Source organism: Shewanella sp. 30m-14 (assembly GCF_052977125.1).
Genome location: NZ_JBRILW010000016.1, coordinates 23,586 through 43,500, shown reverse-complemented (window position 1 = coordinate 43,500; position 19,915 = coordinate 23,586). Strand labels below are relative to the sequence as shown.

17 protein-coding genes and 1 riboswitch are annotated in these 19,915 nt (G+C 44.8%); of the genes, 9 read left to right on the top strand and 8 right to left on the bottom strand.

Going from position 1 to position 19,915, the window contains the following annotated elements:
* Window positions 1-77 precede the first annotated feature (77 nt).
* Window positions 78-1,154 (top strand): PQQ-dependent sugar dehydrogenase, encoded by a 1,077-nt coding sequence (locus tag ACVBIU_RS12990; protein ID WP_447163962.1) that lies wholly within the window; start codon window positions 78-80, stop codon window positions 1,152-1,154.
* Between the two features lie 219 nt (window positions 1,155-1,373).
* On the opposite strand, the gene ppiC is transcribed toward ACVBIU_RS12990, so the two are convergent.
* Entirely contained in the window at window positions 1,374-1,652 is a 279-nt protein-coding gene (gene ppiC / locus ACVBIU_RS12985; RefSeq protein WP_202722546.1) for a peptidylprolyl isomerase PpiC, read from the bottom strand.
* Between the two features lie 170 nt (window positions 1,653-1,822).
* Between ppiC and ACVBIU_RS12980 the strand changes: the two genes are divergently transcribed.
* Window positions 1,823-2,614: a CLCA_X family protein gene (locus ACVBIU_RS12980; protein ID WP_447160719.1), complete on the top strand. Its 792-nt coding sequence runs from the start codon at window positions 1,823-1,825 to the stop codon at window positions 2,612-2,614.
* Between the two features lie 49 nt (window positions 2,615-2,663).
* Here the strand turns inward: ACVBIU_RS12980 and ACVBIU_RS12975 are convergent, their stop codons facing one another.
* Window positions 2,664-3,008 (bottom strand): DUF3718 domain-containing protein, encoded by a 345-nt coding sequence (locus ACVBIU_RS12975; RefSeq protein WP_447160720.1) that lies wholly within the window; start codon window positions 3,006-3,008, stop codon window positions 2,664-2,666.
* A gap of 271 nt (window positions 3,009-3,279) precedes the next feature.
* On the bottom strand, window positions 3,280-4,317 hold the full coding sequence (pyrC, locus tag ACVBIU_RS12970; protein WP_447163961.1) for a dihydroorotase: 1,038 nt from the start codon (window positions 4,315-4,317) through the stop codon (window positions 3,280-3,282).
* Between the two features lie 352 nt (window positions 4,318-4,669).
* On the opposite strand from pyrC, the gene ACVBIU_RS12965 reads away from it, so the two are divergent.
* Entirely contained in the window at window positions 4,670-5,371 is a 702-nt protein-coding gene (locus ACVBIU_RS12965; protein WP_447163960.1) for a pseudouridine synthase, read from the top strand.
* 93 nt (window positions 5,372-5,464) lie between these two features.
* On the opposite strand, the gene ACVBIU_RS12960 is transcribed toward ACVBIU_RS12965, so the two are convergent.
* Together ACVBIU_RS12960 and ACVBIU_RS12955 are read right to left on the bottom strand one after the other, a co-directional pair.
* Entirely contained in the window at window positions 5,465-7,612 is a 2,148-nt protein-coding gene (locus tag ACVBIU_RS12960; RefSeq protein WP_447163959.1) for a cation:dicarboxylate symporter family transporter, read from the bottom strand.
* Window positions 7,613-7,787: 175 nt separating this feature from the next.
* Window positions 7,788-8,690 carry a LysR family transcriptional regulator gene (locus ACVBIU_RS12955; RefSeq protein ID WP_447163958.1) on the bottom strand — a complete coding sequence of 301 codons (903 nt, stop codon included), beginning with the start codon at window positions 8,688-8,690 and terminating at the stop codon, window positions 7,788-7,790.
* Between the two features lie 195 nt (window positions 8,691-8,885).
* On the opposite strand from ACVBIU_RS12955, the gene ACVBIU_RS12950 reads away from it, so the two are divergent.
* Window positions 8,886-9,410 (top strand): NADPH-dependent FMN reductase, encoded by a 525-nt coding sequence (locus ACVBIU_RS12950; protein ID WP_447160725.1) that lies wholly within the window; start codon window positions 8,886-8,888, stop codon window positions 9,408-9,410.
* Window positions 9,411-9,595: 185 nt separating this feature from the next.
* Here the strand turns inward: ACVBIU_RS12950 and ACVBIU_RS12945 are convergent, their stop codons facing one another.
* Together ACVBIU_RS12945 and ACVBIU_RS12940 are read right to left on the bottom strand one after the other, a co-directional pair.
* On the bottom strand, window positions 9,596-10,789 hold the full coding sequence (locus ACVBIU_RS12945; RefSeq protein ID WP_447160726.1) for a TonB family protein: 1,194 nt from the start codon (window positions 10,787-10,789) through the stop codon (window positions 9,596-9,598).
* Window positions 10,786-11,163 (bottom strand): BlaI/MecI/CopY family transcriptional regulator, encoded by a 378-nt coding sequence (locus tag ACVBIU_RS12940; RefSeq protein WP_447160727.1) that lies wholly within the window; start codon window positions 11,161-11,163, stop codon window positions 10,786-10,788. Before ACVBIU_RS12940 ends, ACVBIU_RS12945 begins: the two co-directional genes overlap by 4 nt.
* A 346-nt stretch (window positions 11,164-11,509) precedes the next feature.
* Here ACVBIU_RS12940 and ACVBIU_RS12935 point away from each other — a divergent pair, with 346 nt between their 5' ends.
* The 4 genes from ACVBIU_RS12935 (at window position 11,510) to ACVBIU_RS12920 (ending at window position 16,239) form a co-directional block, all read left to right on the top strand.
* Window positions 11,510-12,157: a hypothetical protein gene (locus tag ACVBIU_RS12935; protein WP_447160728.1), complete on the top strand. Its 648-nt coding sequence runs from the start codon at window positions 11,510-11,512 to the stop codon at window positions 12,155-12,157.
* Window positions 12,158-12,376: 219 nt separating this feature from the next.
* Window positions 12,377-12,583: riboswitch (cobalamin riboswitch) on the top strand.
* 125 nt (window positions 12,584-12,708) lie between these two features.
* The gene (locus ACVBIU_RS12930) at window positions 12,709-14,562 is read left to right on the top strand and encodes a TonB-dependent receptor domain-containing protein (protein WP_447160729.1); all 1,854 of its coding nucleotides are present in this window, start codon (window positions 12,709-12,711) and stop codon (window positions 14,560-14,562) included.
* A 103-nt stretch (window positions 14,563-14,665) separates the two neighbouring features.
* On the top strand, window positions 14,666-15,271 hold the full coding sequence (locus tag ACVBIU_RS12925; RefSeq protein WP_447163957.1) for an arylesterase: 606 nt from the start codon (window positions 14,666-14,668) through the stop codon (window positions 15,269-15,271).
* Window positions 15,272-15,510: 239 nt separating this feature from the next.
* Window positions 15,511-16,239, top strand: coding sequence for an HDOD domain-containing protein (locus ACVBIU_RS12920; RefSeq protein WP_447160771.1), 729 nt, complete (start codon window positions 15,511-15,513; stop codon window positions 16,237-16,239).
* A 70-nt stretch (window positions 16,240-16,309) separates the two neighbouring features.
* Here the strand turns inward: ACVBIU_RS12920 and ACVBIU_RS12915 are convergent, their stop codons facing one another.
* Window positions 16,310-17,212, bottom strand: coding sequence for a LysR family transcriptional regulator (locus ACVBIU_RS12915; RefSeq protein WP_447160731.1), 903 nt, complete (start codon window positions 17,210-17,212; stop codon window positions 16,310-16,312).
* Between the two features lie 177 nt (window positions 17,213-17,389).
* Between ACVBIU_RS12915 and metE the strand changes: the two genes are divergently transcribed.
* Entirely contained in the window at window positions 17,390-19,660 is a 2,271-nt protein-coding gene (metE, locus tag ACVBIU_RS12910; RefSeq protein ID WP_447163956.1) for a 5-methyltetrahydropteroyltriglutamate--homocysteine S-methyltransferase, read from the top strand.
* Window positions 19,661-19,915: the final 255 nt, after the last annotated feature.

Here is a 19,915-nt window from a genome sequence, read left to right as displayed (position 1 = left end):
TGCTAAAACTATTCTCTACAGCCTCATAAAGCGTTATGGTTTGGTATAACATCAAATGACCAAAGGAAGGGATGACGATGAAAATATGCCAACGAATAAGCGCGTTGATGTTAACGCTTGTCGCGGTAACTAGCCCTCAGGCATTTGAGGTTGAAAAGGTTGCTAGTGGACTGGGCACTCCGTGGGGCTTGGCTTACATTGATGCTAACACTATGCTCGTTACCCAAAGAGATGGGGCGATTAAACAGTTGGACCTTAAAACAGGGCTGCATAAGACCTTGCTTGAGCCTGCCAATGTTTGGGCAGAAGGTCAGGGTGGTCTGCTTGATATCGCACTCTCTCCTTTCGAAGCGAATAAAATTTACTTTACTTACAGTAAAGATATTCAAGGTGAGGGCGCCACCACACTAGCAAGTGCGATATATAAAGACGGAAAATTGTCTGCCTGGCAAGATGTGTTTGTATCAAACTCCCGCTCAGACACCGGCAGGCATTTTGGTAGTCGTATCACCTTTGATAATAACAGTGTGTACTTTTCCATTGGCGATCGCGGCGTACGTGAGAACGGTCAAGATACCTTAACTCATGCAGGCGCTATTTTGCGCTTAAATCCAGATGGCAGCACACCAAGCGACAATCCGTTTATTAACAATAAAGCCGTGCTTGATGAGATCTGGAGTTACGGACACCGCAATCCACAAGGCTTATTCTTTGATGCCGATAGCCAAAATCTGTGGTCAATTGAGCATGGTCCTCGCGGCGGCGATGAGCTTAACCTTATTAAAAAGGGCGCAAATTATGGCTGGCCGATAACCTCACACGGTAAAGAGTATTGGGGGCCGCTTAGTGTTGGCGACGGTAAATTAAAAGAAGGGGTTGAACCACCAGTTAAGGTGTATATCCCCTCTATCGCACCCGGTAGTTTAGTGCTTTATCGAGGCGATAAATTTCCGCCGTTAAAGGGTAAACTGCTTGCTGGCGCATTGAAGCTAACTCACATCAATGTGATTAGCATTAATGATGCTGATGAGGCTATTGCAGAGCAGCGAATAATGTCAGAGCTTGGCGAGCGGATTCGTGATATTGAAGTCTCGCCCAAAGGCGATATCTATTTCAGTACTGATAGCGGTAATATTTATAAGCTTAAAAGATAGGTGCTAGGAAAAGCTAAGAAAGGTCCTAGGTCCTAGGAAAGTCGGAAAAGCGGTGGCTGTTGTAGGTCGGGCTTTAGCCCGTCAAGCTTGTGCTTTTCCTAGCAGGGCGAAGCCCGTCCTCGCAGCGAAGCGTCCTAGGTTCTAGGGCCTATGCTCTAACCTTAAGTTCTGTACAACACTTTAGTTACGTGATCATTGCCAGTAACTAGGTCGGCTGATTTATGTTCTGTAGAGGATCTTTATCACATGCCAACCGAACTTGGTCTTAACCAAGTGTGGAGTGATTAACTCGCCAGTAAAACAAACCTTATCAAATTGCGGCACCATCTGGCCTTTCTTAAATTCGCCTAAGCTACCGCCTTTCTTACCCGATGGGCAGGTTGAGTGCTTCTTGGCTAGTACGTCAAACTTAGCCCCTTTATTGAGCTGCTTAATAATATCTTCGGCAAGTGTTTGGTGTTTCACCAAAATGTGTAATGCGGCTGCAGTGCGCGCCATCTTAAGGCCTATATAATTTGAAACTAATGGGCGAGATTATATCGTTTATGGCGTGTCTTAGGCTAGCGTTAAGCTAAAGTGACGCTGATATACGCATTCGTGTGTCGTTATTGGTTGCTCTATAATGATGGCCTTAAAGTCACATAACAGTCTCAGCTGGGAATCGATAAGTGTTAAAAAGCCGCAGTTATAAACGTATAGGTCCAGATTATCGGTTCGATGAGCAAGTGAGTTTTGTTGATATCAAACAGGTATTCGGTCTTGGTCATATTCGCCTTGGTAAGTGGGTTGAAAACGAGGAGCGGGATAAAGCGGCTAACCTGATTTTTGATTCGTTAGCAGATTTGGCGTTTATCTTAAAACTCCCTCCTAAAGCAATCGGCCTGCGCGAAACCTTAAACCTCGCTTTTGGTAGTGGTGGTCAAAAAGGCGTACAGGCCCATTATGCGCCGCACCGGTGTGAGTTAGCACTGGCCAAAAATGCAGGAGCTGGGGCGCTTGCCCATGAATTCTGGCATGCGTTTGACCATTATATTGCGCCAAAATCCTACCATACGTCACCACGGGGGATCTCCTTTGCTAGCCACAGTTGGATAGCCGATGTTAAACCGATAAAGCATCCGTTGAATCAGCGTTTAGAGCGGGTATTTGAGGTGACGATGCTTTCTGATAATGGCAACGATGGCCATGACTATGTTAGTCGGGCAATTGTGCTCGATAAGCAGTACGGTACTCAGTATTTTTCGCGGCCAACCGAGTTAATGGCGCGGGCCTTTGAGAGCTGCATTGAGTCTTATCAAGAGATTTGTAACCCTTACTTGGTTGATGAAACCTTAAAGTCGTCCTTATTTGATGCTGGAGGTTACCCAAGTATTGAGCATAGAGCGCAGATTTTTAATGCGCTCATCGCTTATTTTGAGCCTTTAGGTGATGCGATAGGGCGAGAGTCGCAGTCATCTTAAATCAGAGAAACTAACGAAAAGCTGGTGGCTTTTCGTTAGCTTAATGGTGTTAAAACGTGACTGAGTAGTTTGCGTCTTGTGGGGGCGTCATTGCGATATCGGTAATCGTTGTTGTACCTAAGCTATAGGGGGTAATTTTAGCGGCAATTTTGTTAGCGCCATTAGAGAGTGCGAATTGATGGAAACTCTGACCGTTACACACGAGTTTTGGAAACACTCTGCGCTTGTTGATTTTATGTTCCTGCATGGTTCTGTTATACAAAAAGAGGTTGTTATTTAAGCCTGTTTTACAGACTGCGATGAGTGTTTTCTCTAAATTAGGTTCCATTGCGGCTGATGCATTAAAAGTGATTGAGGTCAGTATAATCGCGGTTAATGTAATCATTTTCTTCATCGGTTGCTCCTTGCGTGGGGGACTTAAAAAGACTTTAAGTTATGCGTTTGCATTGAGCTATTTAAGCGCAAGCTGATGATAAATGATGTGTTAACTTTGTATACAAGTGTATCTTTATCTTATTCTCAATTCAGTTGATGTCTGCAGGTAACAACATGTGTATGTGGCGCAAATATGCATACATTTGGCGACATAACGAGACTTTAAAAACAAAAAAGCCCGCAATAAGCGAGCTTTTCAATCTTAATAAAAGTGAAGGCGGGAATGCTTGTTAAGCGTTCTTCACTTTCCAGTTAACTTCTTCACCGGCGAAGAATGGCACGATTGGATTACCGTTTGGCAAGATGATTTCGCTCGGAACCGTCCATTTCTCTTTCACTAGCGTCACCGTGCTAGTGTTGCGAGCAAGGCCATAGAAGTCAGGGCCATGCTTACTGGCAAAGCCTTCAAGTTTATCTAGTGCACCTAAGTCATCAAAGACCTGTGCATATAGCTCTAATGCACTCCACGCGCTATAACAACCGGCGCAGCCACAAGCTGACTCTTTGCGGTGCTTCTCGTGCGGCGCGGAGTCGGTGCCTAAGAAGAACTTACTTGAGCCTGTTGCAACCGCAGCGCGAAGCGCTTCTTGGTGGGTGCTGCGCTTAAGAACTGGCAAGCAGAAGTTATGTGGGCGAACGCCACCTACAAGCAAGTCATTACGGTTAAGTAATAAATGCTGCGGGGTAATCGTTGCCGCCACATTGTCCGCTGCTGACATAACAAAGTCAGCCGCATCTTTAGTGGTGATGTGCTCAAATACCACTTTTAGGCTTGGGAAAGAGGCAACGATGCGGGCAAGGTAGCGCTCAATAAATATGGCTTCACGGTCGAAAATATCGATATGCGATTCAGTGACTTCACCGTGTACCAATAGCAACATACCGTGTTTAGCCATGGCTTCAAATACAGGGAACAGCGCATCAAGCGTTTTGACAGCCGCGTCTGAATTGGTGGTTGCACCTGCAGGGTAAAGCTTTGCAGCAACAACGCCGGCAGCTTTAGCATCAATGATGTCTTGCTCTGTGGTGTTGTTAGTCAAGAAGATGGTCATAAGCGGTTCAAAAGTCGAACCTGCTGGGCGCGCAGCCAAAATACGTTCACGATACTCAGTTACCATCTTCGCATCGGTGACAGGTGGTAAAAGGTTAGGCATAACAATCGCACGTTGAAACAGGCGCGCTGTTGCGGGAACCGTTTCTTGTAACATATCGCCATCGCGAAAATGTAGGTGCCAATCGTCAGGGGTAAGTAGGGTGATCTGCGTCATTTGGGGTTCCTAAGCGTTTACGACAAAGTAACTGGCTTTTTCAGCCTTTTCTTAGGCCGGTATTGTGCCTGAAATCGCGGCCGCTTAATAGCTGAACCTCTATAAGAGTCGATAAATACTGACCATTTTAAAATGAGCGCTTGTGCAATTTTGGCTGCTTGCGATAATCCAGCTTAGTATTGGGGTGCTGTAAGTCCTCTTGGAGCTAATACTGGGGCTAACTACAGTAAGTCGTCTCGGCGCTAATGCTGGGGCTAGTACAATGAGTCCTCTTTGCGCTAATACAGGGGCTAGTACGGTGAGTCGTATTGTAAAAAAGTACAGTAAAAATATTGGGTGATAACTAAGTAACATGCGTTTAGACAAATTTATCTGTAAAAGTACCGATCTCAGTCGTGCTCAGGCTAGCGATTGTATTGAGCGCGCTGAAATTAGCGTCAATGGCGAGACCATCACGGATGTGGCTTTTCAGGTACATGAAAGCAATGAGATCCGCTATCAAGGGGGCAGATTAGTGGCGCGGCCATCGCGTTACATCATGCTGCATAAGCCAATCCATACCTTAAGCTCGAATGTGGATGGCGATTATCCAAGCCTGTTTAACTGTATTAAGCTCGAAAGAGTGGAAGATTTACACATTGTAGGTAGGCTTGATGCCGACACGACAGGCTTAGTGCTACTGACCGATGACGGTCGTTGGTCGTTTGATATTATCAGACCCGACAAACAGTGTGAAAAGACCTACCGAGTGACCTTAAGAGACCCAGTTGCCGAAGACGTTGCTGAAAAGTTTAAACAGGGTGTGCAATTGCAAAATGAAAAGGCGCTAACACTCCCAGCGAAGCTTGAGATTGTCACGCCTAAAGAGGTGTTACTTACCATTACCGAGGGCAAGTATCATCAGGTGAAGCGGATGTTTGCCGCAGTGGGGAATCGCGTCAACGGCTTGCATCGTGAGCAGATAGGCGAGCTTAAACTCGATGTTGAGCTGGGGCTGTGGCGCTATCTGAGCGAGGTTGAAGTTAAGCAATTGTCGACGCCAACGCCTACATAGCCCTTAAAGGAATCGTCTGCTAAGTAACCACTTGGCTCAAACTTAAACTTAAACTTAAACTCAAGCTCACTGGGCACCAGCCTCATTTAGTGATTAGTCTGTCCAGTGCAGTACATTGTGAATGATTGACCAACGCGGCTCTACTTTTTTAGCGCCTTTACCTAGCATCCAATAATCGTAAATAGCTGCTTGGGTACCATCAACTTTACGTAAGCGCTGCCAATTATTGATGTAGTTGAGCAGCGACTGGTTATATTGTGCGACCGCGTACGCCACAGGATAATGTGTTTTATTTTCCAGCAGTGCAATACCGTAGCCCGGGAAGAACAAGGTCCAGGCTGAGCCTGCCTGGGCACTGATCACTACCGCATCATATTTGTGTTTTTTCTGCCTAAAGAAGTCTTTGTAGCCTTCAATTTTTACAAACTTGAGGTTGGGGGCGAAACGCCTAGCCTCTTCGATAGCGTCGCTATGTTCAACATAAGCTATGGTCATGCCCTGCATCTCTTTAATTTTTTCGTTACTCTTAAAGTCGTTCACCAAATAGTCTTTAGTCGCTATAGCAAGGTTAAGCTCAAGCACTGGGTTAGCGTAACTTAAGGCATCCATCTGCTCGATGTCCATGGCAAGTCCTGACATGGCAATATCAAAAAAACCCGCTTTTAGAGAGGCGACCAGTTGGTCTTTTTTAAAGGGAATAAATTCAATTTTCACCTTTAAGTCTTCTGCAAGTTTCGTCGCCATAGCGGTATCAAACCCGACTAAGTGTCCAGCATTGTTGTAATAACTAAAGGGCACGTTACTTGGGATATAACCCACTCTGAGGGTGCCCGCATCTCGAATCGCTTGTACCCCTCGGATGGGGGTTGCGGGAGTTTGGCCTACAATCGGGAACTGTTTTTTTACTTTGGTCGGTACTTTATCGGCCACCTGCATGTTGGCGATAACGCCACTGGTGATCTCTGGGCTATGAATAAACATCCCCATGCCGACACGGCAAACTAATAAGGTTGCAAACACACTGATACCAATGCCTACACTCATCTTCAATAGTTGCGGCGGGCGTATTTTGAGTGATTTTTGAAACAGCGATGCCGTTAATAAGGTGAGTGCAAACAGGTTCATTACCGCCGCAATGGAATTAAATTTACCTGTGATAAAGCCAGACATGACAAATAACTGGAATAGATCAGTTGGGAGTTTAACTAAGTCGAGCATAAACGGAATGGCCACATAGACACTGCCAAATAGCGCTAATAGCCCACTGATAGAAAGCGAAGGGATACTGGTAATATCAACAGGAGTACCATTAAACCAACCTGCAAAATAGATAAACATAATAACGGTGAGCTTACCGATATTAGGGAAGGTAAAGGCGATAGGCACCAAAATTTCAATCAAGGTGGCGCCGTCTTCGCATAAGTCGTCGTGCTCGCGCATCACCTGCTTACACTCTTCAACAATCACCGGGATTACGATGAAGATGTTACCGGTAGCAAAAGCGGTGACTAGGCTGGATTTAGAAATGCGCAGTGCTTGAGCAAAGGTAATGGGCGTCAACGAAGCTACAATCCAGGGCAATACCCAAAATGTGAGTAGCAAACACAGCACAAAGTAGCTGATAAGGTAAACCTGCATACTGGCAAACTCATCGACTCCCATGGTGCCTGCTGCCGAGGCCGACATAGCAAAAATACCGATAGGTAGAATTTTCACTAGACCTTGAGTAATGCGCGAAAAAATTTCTGAGCTGGTATGCATAAAGGTCAGTATTTGCTGTTTATGCTCGCCTTGCATGCCGATAAGCGCAAGCCCCATAGCGATGCTAAATACCACCATGGCAGGTACATAACCATCAGCCATGGACTCAAAGGGGTTAGAGGGAATATACAGCTTGAAATAATCGATTGGTGTAACAGGTTCAATGCTGCTGGTACTAAAGAAGGAGGCCGATTCGATAACAGGGAAAGACAGCGGCATTAAAGCAATCATTACAATCGCTAATAGCCAAAGCAGCAACATGATAAGACCGGCGCGGCTAAAAATAAGTTTGGCTGTATTTTTTTGCAGTTTACCAATACCGCCAACGAGTGACACAACGATATAGGGCAGTACCGTCATCTGCATCAGCAAGATCACCCCTGTGCCTATGGTCGCCATCCAAGCGATGGATTCCCCGAAAAACAGCCCCACGGCAAAACCAACAAACATGGCCACTAACATCTGGGTTGAGCTGGACATTGCAAGAGCTTTCTTTAGCACGCACATCACCTAAGTAGTTTGAGATCCCAGTGGAAAGATTTTTAGCACAGTTAAAAAGAAGCGTTAACTGTGACTGGGAAATGTTATTTATTATAAGTTCGGTATTGGTTTACTTTAAAGCAATAAATTTAAAACTTGGGTATAAAGGTTAACATTAGCAGCGGGTTAAGTGTTTAGCCGCTAAGTCGATAAATGCCCTGACTTTAGGCGATAAGTGTTTACGGCTCGGGTAAACGACAAAAACATCGATATCGGAATTAGGAAAGTGTTCAAATAAAATCTCTAGCTGATCACTTTCAAGCGCATCTCGCATATAGAAACTCGGTAAACGAGTGATGCCATGACCCGCCAGTGCCATATCCAGCTGCATATCACCATTGTTGCAGAGTATTTTTGGGCGAATATCAACGACAAAATGTTTGCCGTCATGATCAATATAATCCCAGCGGCTTGGCTGCTTATGATTGGAGTAGCAGATGCCGTAGTGTGTTTCTAATTCTCTGGGATGGTGGGGTTTTCCGTGGCGTGAAATATACGCTTTCGACGCCACAGTGTAGGCTTTGCAGCTATAAAGTTTGCGGCAAATAAGGCTCGACTCTTCAAGGTGTGCTGATGCTCTAATGGCTAAATCATAACCGTCGGCAATCACATCGGTGCGTTTATCGCTTAAATCTAAGTCTAAACTTACATTGGGGTATCGCTGCAGGTATTCAGAAATAATGGGCTTAAGGTAGTTTTGCGCAAAGCCGACCGGGCAACTTAATTTAAGTACACCGCGGGGGCTGACATCATGTTGAGTGACCAAGCCCACCGCCTGTTCGGCATCAATTATTAACTGTAAGCACTGCTGATAGTAAGCCTCTCCCTCGGGTGTTAAGCCGATAGAGCGGGTGGTTCTATTGAGTAGCCTGACCCCAAGTCGAGCTTCAAGCTTATTGACCTCTTTACTCACATAAGAGGTAGAGTGACCTAAAGCCTCTGCCGCGGCTGAGAAGCCAGCACTTTTTACGACTTGGACAAATATTACAATTCCATCAAATAGTTTATTTATAGTCATATCCCCCCTTAATTAAAAGCCATATGGAAATAGTAAATATCTTTTGAGGCTATTAATCTTTATTTGTCATCAATATACACTGCTCTACATCGAGTTGTCGTTCTAAACTTAACCTTTGCTTAATTGTGAGCACGGTACTTGAACCCAACGCAATTTGCAGAGTTAACTGCAGTCACTGAATATGAGAGTCCTATTATGAAACTATTAGCCTTTGCAGCTAGCAGCAGCACTAAGTCAATCAACAAGCAACTTGCAACCTATGCAGCATCATTAGTGCAGGGAGCTGAGGTTGAAATTCTTGATATTAACGATTATGAGATGCCACTTTTTAGTCAGGACCGAGAAGAAGAGCTTGGTCACCCAGAGCTGGCGCAGCAGTTTTTTGCCAAGATTGGTGAAGCCGATGCCATTATTATCTCTTTTGCTGAGCATAATGGTTCATACACTGCCGCTTATAAAAACCTGTTTGACTGGACATCACGTATCGACATGAAAGTGTTTCAAAACAAGCCAATGCTATTACTTGCTACCTCTCCTGGGCCGGGCGGTGCATCAAGCGTATTAGCTGCAGCTTCAGGATCTGCGCCATACTTTGCTGCAGATGTCAGGGCAACGCTCTCAGTGCCAAGCTTTTTTGATAACTTCGATATGGAAACGCAAGTGTTGAGAAATCCTGAGCTTGTAGCGGCGTTGAAAGAAGCGGTCGTTTTATTGAAATAAGTTAAAGTTTAAATAAGCTAAGGTTTAAATAAACAAGGGTTGAGGTGTGACCTATTGATATCATTATTTTTTAACCGATAAAAGCGCCAGCTGCTGGCGCTTTTATCGGTTTAGCTATTTTTTATCACATCACATGTATATCGCGAGATTCTTTATCAGAGCTCGTTTAAGTGATAACCGCTTGTTTAAGGCGTAACTTTGATGCGCTCAACGTCAGTCGCTGGTGGATCAATCATAAAGTCGAGCTGTACCTTTGCCTGTTTAAGGCCTTTACTGCTTTCACTGTACTGCCACTGCTTAAGTGCAGTTGTCGCAGAGCTATCAAATACCCCTTCAGGTGATGATTTAACAACGCTGACATTGCTAACCGCACCACTTGGGCTGATATCAAACTGTAAGACAACAAAACCACTTTGGTGAGCGTTAGCAGCTTCAATAGGATACTTAGGCTCGATACGGATTGTTGGGTGAACAGCGTCATGGTTGTGATCGCCGGCCTGCACCTGCTGATTGAGCAGCAAGCCACTGATCCCTAATGCGATAGTCAAACCGATAATGGCAAAACCGCTCTGACCTTGTTGAAATGTCTTCATTTGCATAATACGCTCCTTGAGTATGTTTTTATTTCCATAATGTGTGTGTAGCAGGCCGTGATGAGCTTGCTGGGAGTAGGCTAACAGCACTTGGCTATAGCAGATCTTTTGTTGTTTATTCAATGATTGAGTGACAAAGGCGTCACAGGCTAACTCTTGATCATCTCTAAAGCGTCGATAAGCGAGCCAACAAATAGGATTAAACCAGAACAGGCTGAGTGCGCTGTAGGCCAATAAATTACTGAGCAGATCTCGGCGCTGGTGGTGGTATTGCTCATGGGCGATAATCGATTGCTGCTCATCGGCGTTAAGCTGAATAAAATTAGAGGGCAGTATGATTTTCGGGTTAATGACCCCGACGAGCATAGGTGATTGCACACCGGGGTGGCTATAGGTCGGTAAGTTGGCGCCAGTGTGATGGACTCTAGTCGCAGTGCTTAATATGCGAGTTAAAGCAATCGCTTGTAGGCTGAGCAGAGTCACCATAGCCGCAATGCCAACTAACCATATCGACAGCGCAATCTTGGCGTAATCGCTGGTTTGAACTGTAGCCATAGCTTTGCTAGCGATAACGCTATAGTGAGCGAATTGTTCTGCCTGGGCTGCAGCAAGAGTGTTGGGCATGCTTGCGATTAACGCAGAGCTTATCAGCAAAGCGGGAACTGCTAACCATAGCTGGTAGGTTTTACGTGCCCCCAATCGCTGCTGTAAAAAGCGGTGGCTTATGAGTAAACCACCGCAAACAAGAGTAAGTAACAGGGTTTGCTGTGCCATCCATAGCATCATGATTTGTTGTCCTTTTGCCAGGTATCAATCAGTTGTTGTAATTCGGCCACGTCTTCGGCGCTGAGCTTGTTTTGCTTGGCAAAACCGGCCACTAAGGGAGCGACGCGACCAGAGAATAAGCGCTCGATGAAAGACTCACTCTCTTTAAGCTGGTATTCACTCTGTTCGATGAGCGGGAAGTAAAGATATGAGCGGCCCTGCTTGTCAAAGCCAATGGCTTGTTTTTTTACTAGGCGGTTAAGTAGCGTCTTGACCGTTTTTTCGTGCCAGTCATTGCTGCGAGATAATTCACTGATGACATCGTTAGCACTCATTGGCGATGATTGCCAAAGGATATTGAGCACACACAGCTCGGCATTACTGATTTCTTTCATAGTAAAACCTCTTTCATAGTAAAACCTTTTTCATAGTTGCTCTCTTTCAAAGTCGGCCTCTTTCAAAGTCATCCTTTGCTGAATGTTCTTTACGATTACAGCTGTAATGTATATTTAAGATTACAAATGTAATTGTATTGTGCAAGTACTTTTTGGTGTTTTTTTGATCTAGATTAGCTGTCGGTATATAAGCTGTTGTTAAATATAGAAGGGCGGAGGTGATAGCCATTGAAGATGACTGTGCATTTATGCGGATTCAATTTAATGACTTTTTAAGTACCACTTTGACAGATGCACAGATAGAATATCTGTTCATAAAAGTACCCCCAACAAGGATTGTAAAGGTATGACGTCATTATCTCCGCGCATGGCAGCAGGCCTGTTATGTGTAATATTTCTAGCTTTTCCATCATACGGTTTAAGTGATGAAGCGGTTACAGCGCACGTCGATAAAACTCCCAAGCAACTAGCGATTTTTAGTCAAACATTTAATTTTAGTTTGCCGTTAGACTGGAAACTCGCTTATTCAAATCAACAAGAGACGATGTTCTCTGCTGAGTTTGTTCCCGCTTCTCAAGCGTTACAAACCTGGTCATCTATGCTGTGTGTGCAAGGGTTTAAAGGGATCGCTGAAGATGTGAGCCCACAAAAATTTTTAGAGACTATGGCAGAGGTATACTTCGACAGTTGCCAAGGGGAAACGGTGTTTGAAACCTTGCAAAGTGAGCCACTCAACGGCCATGAAACAGCAAGCGCGATTATCGGCTGCACTAAGATGCCCAACTCTCATATTAAGTCGGTAGCAGGTATTGCTTATGATGAGGTGCAAACTCTAGGAGAGATTGGCCATTACACCGCTATCAGGGGGAAACTGGATCTGTATTTAATTCATAAATCGATTCGTGGTGACGCATTTAGCAAAGAAAATCCTCCCATCAAAGCGCAAAATCAGCAAGAGTTTTTATCTAGTATTACCCCTCTGAGCTTGTATTAAAGGCTTGTATTAAAGGCTTGGTAGGCTCAATGTGATAATTATATGTTGCTGATATTAATGTGAAACATTAGATCGCTAAGTACAAGGTGAATATTCCTCGGCTTAAATACGGGTTTTAAGTGGTGTTAAGTTAGACATTTAACCGTATAGACGTCTATAATGCGCCGCACTCTTGATAGTGATATTTGTTCACTTTTGAGTAACAAAAACTTATAACGATATTTAGTCAACTTTATTGGTGCCTCAGGTTACGGCTGTAACTTAGGGATAATCGGGAAGTCAGTTAAATTCTGACACTGCCCCCGCAACGGTGAATGGTGAGAGACAAGTGCGCCTTAATGGATAGGTGTTGAAAGCTTGTATTCGGGTATTAATACGTTAATACAGAACCTAAGTCCGGAGACCGGCCAGCAAAGTGATTTCGATGATTTCGGCGGGCAGATCTCGAAATGCGGCAATTAAACGAACCAATAAACGAGTGATTTTTTTCATTTATGGGTCGTGTCACCGTGACGTATTTGCCCCGTTTTCCTTTAGGAGTAAAAAGGTAAATGGGAACACAACCATCAAAAATCGCACTACTAGTCAGTAGTCTTGTTAGCTTATCAGCCTTTTCAGTTTCGGCCGAAGAAGTCGCATCTCACTTAGCAAATGTTGATGAAACGATTACCGTAACCGGTTCTCGTTTTGATAGAAGCGCCGATCAGCAGCTAACCGTCATTAATACCATTGAACGTGAAGAGATAGCGCGTCTTAATCCAAAGTCTGTGGCTGACGTATTAGAAACACTTCCGGGTGTTAGTGTATCGCGCAATGGCGGTGCGGGTCAGGCAACATCTGTCAGTATTCGCGGCAGTAACTCCAACCATGTATTAGTCCTAATCGATGGCGTTAAAGTCGGCTCTGCCACATTAGGTACAGTTAGCTTTAACAGTTTATCACCTGAAAATATTGAGCGAATCGAAGTCCTAAAAGGACCTCGAGCGTCTGTGTGGGGCAGTGATGCTATTGGCGGCGTCATTCAGATTTTTACTCGCCAACTCAAGGGCGGTGAATGGTTTGCGGGTGCTGAATATGGCAGCAATGAATATATTCGCGGCTCATTTGGCGCAGGTATGACCCATGGCGATGGTAGTACAACACTGAGCGTTAACCATGAGCAATCAGAAGGTTATGATGTATATAACGGCGCAGAGGTTGAAAATGATGATGATGGTTATAAGCGCAACGCGCTTTCAGTAAACGGCTCTCAGCAAATTAATCAAAACTGGCAAGCACTTTGGACCGGACAATACGATAAAGGTAACACTCAGTACGACGATATCTATGCCTCAGGTTCGGCAGATGAGTCAGACTATGAGAATTACTTTTGGGATCTTGCTACGCAATACAGTAATGACCGATTTACCAGCAAATTAGCCTTAAGCCAGTCTCGCGATTCAAACGAGAACTTTCGGGGTAACGATATCAGTGTGCCAATATCTGAGTTTGAAACCAAACGCGATCAGGTCAATTGGAGTAACCAATACCTAGCGGCAAGCGACTTGACCCTGACGGGCGGTGTCGATTGGTCAAATGAGTCTGTTAAGGGCGATTATGCCCAAGATGAGCGAGATATCTTAGGTGTCTACGCCTTAGTGCAAAAGCAGTGGAGCAATATACTGGCTGAAGTTGCGGTGCGTTATGATGATGTGGAAAATATCGACAGCGAAGTTTCATATAACGCTAGTCTCGCATATCAGTTTAATGCTCAATGGAGTTTGGCCGCGACAACGGGTACGGCCTTTAAAGTGCCAACCTTTAACGACCTGTACTGGCCAGGTTCTGGTAACGCAGAGTTGCTCTCAGAAACCGCTGAGAGTTACGATCTAACGCTGCATTTTAATGCTAAAGATGTGCGTGCTTATATCAGTGTATTTAAAAATACTATCGATAATCTGATTGCTTGGGCCCCAACGGGTGAGAAAGACGATTATGGTTGGGATATCTGGAAGCCTGCGAATATCAATGAAGCTGAGATCAGCGGTATCGAACTGTCTGCTAATTTCCAGTTATTGAGCCTTGAGCACCAACTGGGTTATACCTATCTGGATGCTGAGAATAAACAAACAGGTGAGCAGCTTGTTGGCCGTAGCGAGAATGAGTTTAACTATATGCTGAGCTATAGCTGGCAACGTTTTGATCTCTTGGCTAACTACCATTATCAAGGTAAGCGTTATGCTGGTTATGATGCGTTTTTGGATGCCTATCATAAAGTTGATTTAAGTGTGGGTTATCAGCTCGATGATGCTTGGAGCTTACGTTTAAAAGCGAACAACATCTTTGACGCAGAGATTATCTCCGCTCAAAACTACTTTAGCCCTGGTAGAGAGCTATTTTTGAGTGTTAGCTATCAAGCATTCTAGTTTTTTGTGACATATTTAAAATGATATGCGTACTTAAGTCAGACCTTGTGTCTGGCTTTTTTTATGTTATTTTTTGGCTACAGTCTCAAGTTAAAAGTTATTGATGAAACCATTATTTAAGCGTCGCCCTATTGTCCTATTGCTCGTTAGTTGCGCACTGCTGTTATTGCAAGCTTGCTCTGGGGCGAGTATTCCGCCCTTATCAGATAATGCACGGATATTAGCTTTTGGCGATAGCCTTACCTATGGCGTTGGCGCGTCGAAGGGCCAAGACTACCCTAGCCAGCTTGCTTCTCTTAGTGGTTTTGAGGTGATTAATGCGGGCGTATCGGGCGAGACAACAACGGGTGGTGCAGCACGTTTAGCTTCGTTATTAGATAAGTATTCACCAGAGCTATTAATCTTGTTAGAGGGCGGTAATGACTTCTTAAGAAACCATGCTATCACGACGACTAAATCTAATTTGGCCGCCATGATAGAGATGGCCCAGTCGAAACAGATCCCAGTTTTACTGGTTGCGGTGCCACAAAAGAGCCTATTTTTATCGGCGTCACCGATTTATGAGGAGCTTGCAGAGCAATATGAGTTGGTTTTAGTCGACGATGCGTTAAGTCGCTTATTGAAAAGTCCGAGTAAAAAATCGGATGCGGTACATTTAAATGACGCAGGCTATTTTGACCTTGCCAAAGCGATTTATCAGGCTATATAACAAAGGCTTACATTAATATATTAGCGTAGCCAAAATCCCTCCGGTTTTAATACTATTCCTGGCTCTTGCTACTGATGGCAGGTTTTATCAGCTACTTATTTAGTGGAGGTGAATAAAATTGTTGAAACTTGTTAAGGTTGTCGCTTATATGGCTTGACCTTTGACGTCATTGTGTGGGTTAATTTGCCACGGAATTGAGTGCACATCATGATTAAAAATAATAAGGTTTAATGTTTCGCATGACAGATCTTGAGCAGCAAGTATTTACTCAAGTACGCGCAATTATCAGCAACGAAGAGCAGGTAATTGGTCGTAGAGGGATCCTTATCCCATTGAAAAAGGCCATTATTGCAGACGGTGATATCCGTAATGTTATCGATATCGTGTCATCCGATCCGGCCGTATCTGCCCATCTGCTTTGGCGCAGCAACAGTGCAGATCACGCCACACCGCAATCGAGTAAGAATCGCTCATTAAAAGATGCTTTAGTACGTTTAGGTCAGGTTAATATTTATCGTTATGCGTTTACTTTCTATCTGAAAGAGCGTTTAGACGAATTGAATGAGCCTTACAAAAAGCTGGTTCATGGTTATTGGGCGCTTACCGAAGCGATTGCAGCGGACGCCGTTGATCAACTGCATCAGCTAGAAAGTTTGCAAATTAGCCCTGATGAAGTGCAAACCCTGGCACTATTTAGCGTATTTGGTGACATTATTGCACTAACGGCATTTGCTTACTTAAACTCAGAACTTGAACAGGATTACCCACTGAGCCTGCTTAAGTCTGTGATTGAAGATAAACAAGAAACCTTAACGCTTGAAGCTTTTGAGTCATTAGGGCTAGATGATGATTTACGTGATGAGTTCTTAATCGCGCATAACTTACGTCAAACCCATAACGCTAACTCTCCAGGTTTGGTCTTGAGACGGGTATTAGCGAGAAGAAATTTGCTACTTAAAGCGCTATAAAAAGAAAGCCTGCAATATGCAGGCTTTTTTGTATGCTACAGAGCGTAGTGCTCACTATAGTACGGATTGATCAGTTCAATCTCTGCTTCGCTAACCCTTCTTTTGAGACGAGCTCTAACCAATGTTGGGCTAAGCGTGCATTGGCACCGTTACGACGGTATGCGCCAAACAGCGGGCGTTTAAGGCCATCTGGCCCCAACTTAACGCTGGTAAGGCTAAGTCCATGAGCTTCGTTAATCGACCAACTAGGCAGCGCCGCAATACCATCTTTACAGGCAATACGCTGCAGTAACATCATGGTTAAATCACACTTTACCTGTGGCCCAGGCTTTATGCCTGCAGGCTCTAAGAAGTGGCGATAAATATCTAAGCGCTCAAGTGAAACTGGGTAGCTTAAAATCGCCAAGTTTTCTAACTGTTTCGGTGTAACATACTCTTGCTGCGCCAGCGGATGGTCGCTGGCAACCACTAATCTAACTTCAAAATCAAACAAGTGCTGATAAGCAATCGACTGAGCAGGTACTGGATCCGATGTCAGCACGACATCTAGCTCACCTAACTCAAGCGCGTTTAATGAGTCGAATAAGTGGCGACTAGAGAGGTCGAGATCCGCCTGTGGGTATTGTTTTCTAAATTGCTCCATTACCGGCATTAACCAACGGAAGCAGCTGTGGCACTCAATACCTACGCCTAAATGATTATCTCCTTCAGCTAAGCCTTTCTTTAAATCAAATTCGGTTTCGATCACTTTCGGCAGAATATCTTCAGCAAGGTTGAGCAATCGCGCACCCTCTTGTGTGAAAGAGAGGGGCTTACTCTTGCGCACAAAAATAGCTGAGTTAATGCGAGTCTCTAATTCCTTGATCTGATGAGACAGTGCCGACTGGGTGACGAAGCGTTTTTTTGCAGCCCCAGCGAGGCTGCCGCTTTCCTTTAGGGCAACTAACGTACGTAAATGTCTAAGCTCTATCATTTTATCCTCACATGAAATTCGCTCATGTTGCGCTTGAATTCGTTTCGATTGCGAATACTAAGGCTAACACAATAAACTTCCAGACGTCCAGACGCCCGTTGTTCTGTTTAGTTATATGAAATTCAGAGGGGCGTTAACTCTGAATTTTGCTCATCTTAACATCAAAAGGTATACAATATGCAATTAAATAGTTTGGGATTTCCACGAATTGGTCGTTTACGAGAGCTAAAATTTGCTTTAGAGAAGTATTGGCGTGGTGAAATTAAGCAGTCGCAGTTAGTTGAAATTGCAAAAGAACTACGCCAAACACATTGGCGCTGGCAGGCTGATGCCGGGGTGAGATTGTTGCCTGTTGGCGATTTTGCTTTCTATGATCAGGTATTAACCTTAAGTGCCACTTTGGATGTGATCCCAGAGCGTCATCAAAGTGATACCCCCACCGATATTGATACCTTATTCCGTATCGGACGAGGCCGAGCGCCAACGGGGAAAGACGCTGCCGCTGCTGAAATGACCAAGTTTTTTAACAGTAATTATCACTATATCGTACCGGAGCTAACGGTCGATCAAAGCTTTGATATTGGTTATGAGCAATTGTTTGATGAAGTGAGTGAAGCTCAGGCTTTAGGCTATCAGGTCAAGCCTGTGATCTTGGGGCCAGTGTCATTTCTATACCTGTCTAAAACTGTTGGTTCATCGTTCGATAAGCTGAGTTTATTACCGCAACTTCTGCAAGCGTACCATAAAATATTGGCCCGCTTTGCTAGTCAGGGTGTCGAATGGGTTCAGCTTGATGAACCTGTTTTAGCCCTAGAGCTAGACAGTGATTGGCAAGCCGCGATTAGCCAAGCCTATCGTGATTTTGAGCGTTGTAACCTAAACATCTTGCTCGCCAGTTACTACGGCAGTATTGAGCACCACCATCAGCTTGTCGCATCGCTTAACGTGGCAGGGTTACACTTAGACTTGGTTACAGCGCCAGAGCAGCTCAGCGCTTTTTCCATCAGCCTAAGGCAAGATCAAATACTGTCAGCAGGGGTGATTAACGGCCGCAATGTGTGGGCGGCAGAGCTCGATACACTCGCAGAGGGATTATCGAGTGTAGCGCGGGATCTTAAGCAGCGTTTATGGCTGTCGCCTTCGTGCTCTTTGCTACATAGTCCGGTCGATTTAGAGGTAGAAACTCAGCTTAAGCCTGAACTTAAGCAGCAGCTCTCTTTTGCCAAGCAGAAGCTGGCTGAATTGGGTCAATTGAAGACGTTACTCACAGCTCCAAACTCTGTCGAGGCCAAAGCCATAGTGCTTGAGTGCCAACAACGACGTAACGCCCGTGCCAAAGCCGCTAATCAAGAGGTGATAGCCAGAGTCGATGCTCTCACTGAGCAAGACTACCTGCGTGATGATGAATTTTCACTCAGGCAAGCCGCGCAAAGACAAAAATACCGCTTACCATTATTGCCAACGACCACCATAGGGAGTTTTCCTCAAACGCCTGCAATTCGTGGCCTGCGTAGCCGCTGGCGTAAAGGTGAAATAAGCCTTGAGCAATATAATGATCAGTTACGCCAAGTGACCAGAGACACTATTGAGCGGCAGTTAAAGCTAGGTATCGACGTATTAGTGCATGGTGAAGCAGAGCGAAACGATATGGTGGAATACTTTGGCGAACAGCTCGATGGTGTCGGCTTTACCCAGTTTGGTTGGGTACAAAGCTATGGCTCACGCTGTGTTAAACCACCACTTATTTATGGCGATGTATCACGCCCAAATGCGATGACGGTAGAGTGGGCTACATATGCTCAGAGCCTCACAGAAAAGCCGGTCAAAGGCATGCTGACAGGGCCGGTAACCATACTGCATTGGTCTTTTGCGCGCGAAGATATCAGTCGCGAGCAGATAGCGACTCAAATCGGCCTCGCCATTCGTGATGAGGTGGTTGAGCTACAAAATGCCGGTATTGGCATTATTCAAATCGACGAGCCAGCATTTCGAGAAGGCTTGCCGCTTAAAAAGAGTGAATGGCAGCATTACCTTAACTGGGCGGTCAATGCCTTTAAGCTGAGTGCGGCAGGTGTTAGCAACGAAACGCAAATTCATACCCATATGTGCTATAGCGAATTTAATGAAACCATCGCAGCAATCGCGGCGATGGACGCCGATGTGATCACCATTGAGACATCGCGTTCAAGAATGGAGCTACTCAATGCATTTGAGGACTTTAACTACCCAAATGAAATTGGTCCGGGTGTTTACGATATTCACTCACCCAATACACCAAGGGTTGATGAAATTGTCAGTTTGATGGAGAAAGCGGCGAGTAAAGTTGCGGTAGAACAACTGTGGATTAACCCTGATTGCGGCTTAAAGACACGCACTTGGGATGAAGTGGAGCCCGCGTTGGTTAACCTTGTTGAGGCGACTAAGATATTGCGGCGCAAATTAGGCTAGCGCTGCTCGCCTGCTGAGTTAACTTAAGCAAACGAGCTAAAGCATTACCTGTTTTATGGTGCTTTAGCTCGTCTTTAGCTCGTCATTAGCTGATAGTTTGTTGGGGGGCAGTATTCGTTTTCCTAGTCAGCCTAGTGTGTTTATCAATTCTGTTTTTTTCGAGTGCTTGCCTAGTCTGTTTGCCCGTTATCCTTGGCGATTAAAGGGGCGAGTGCTGCTAGAGTGAGTGCTGTGATGAACTATTTGTTTACTTAT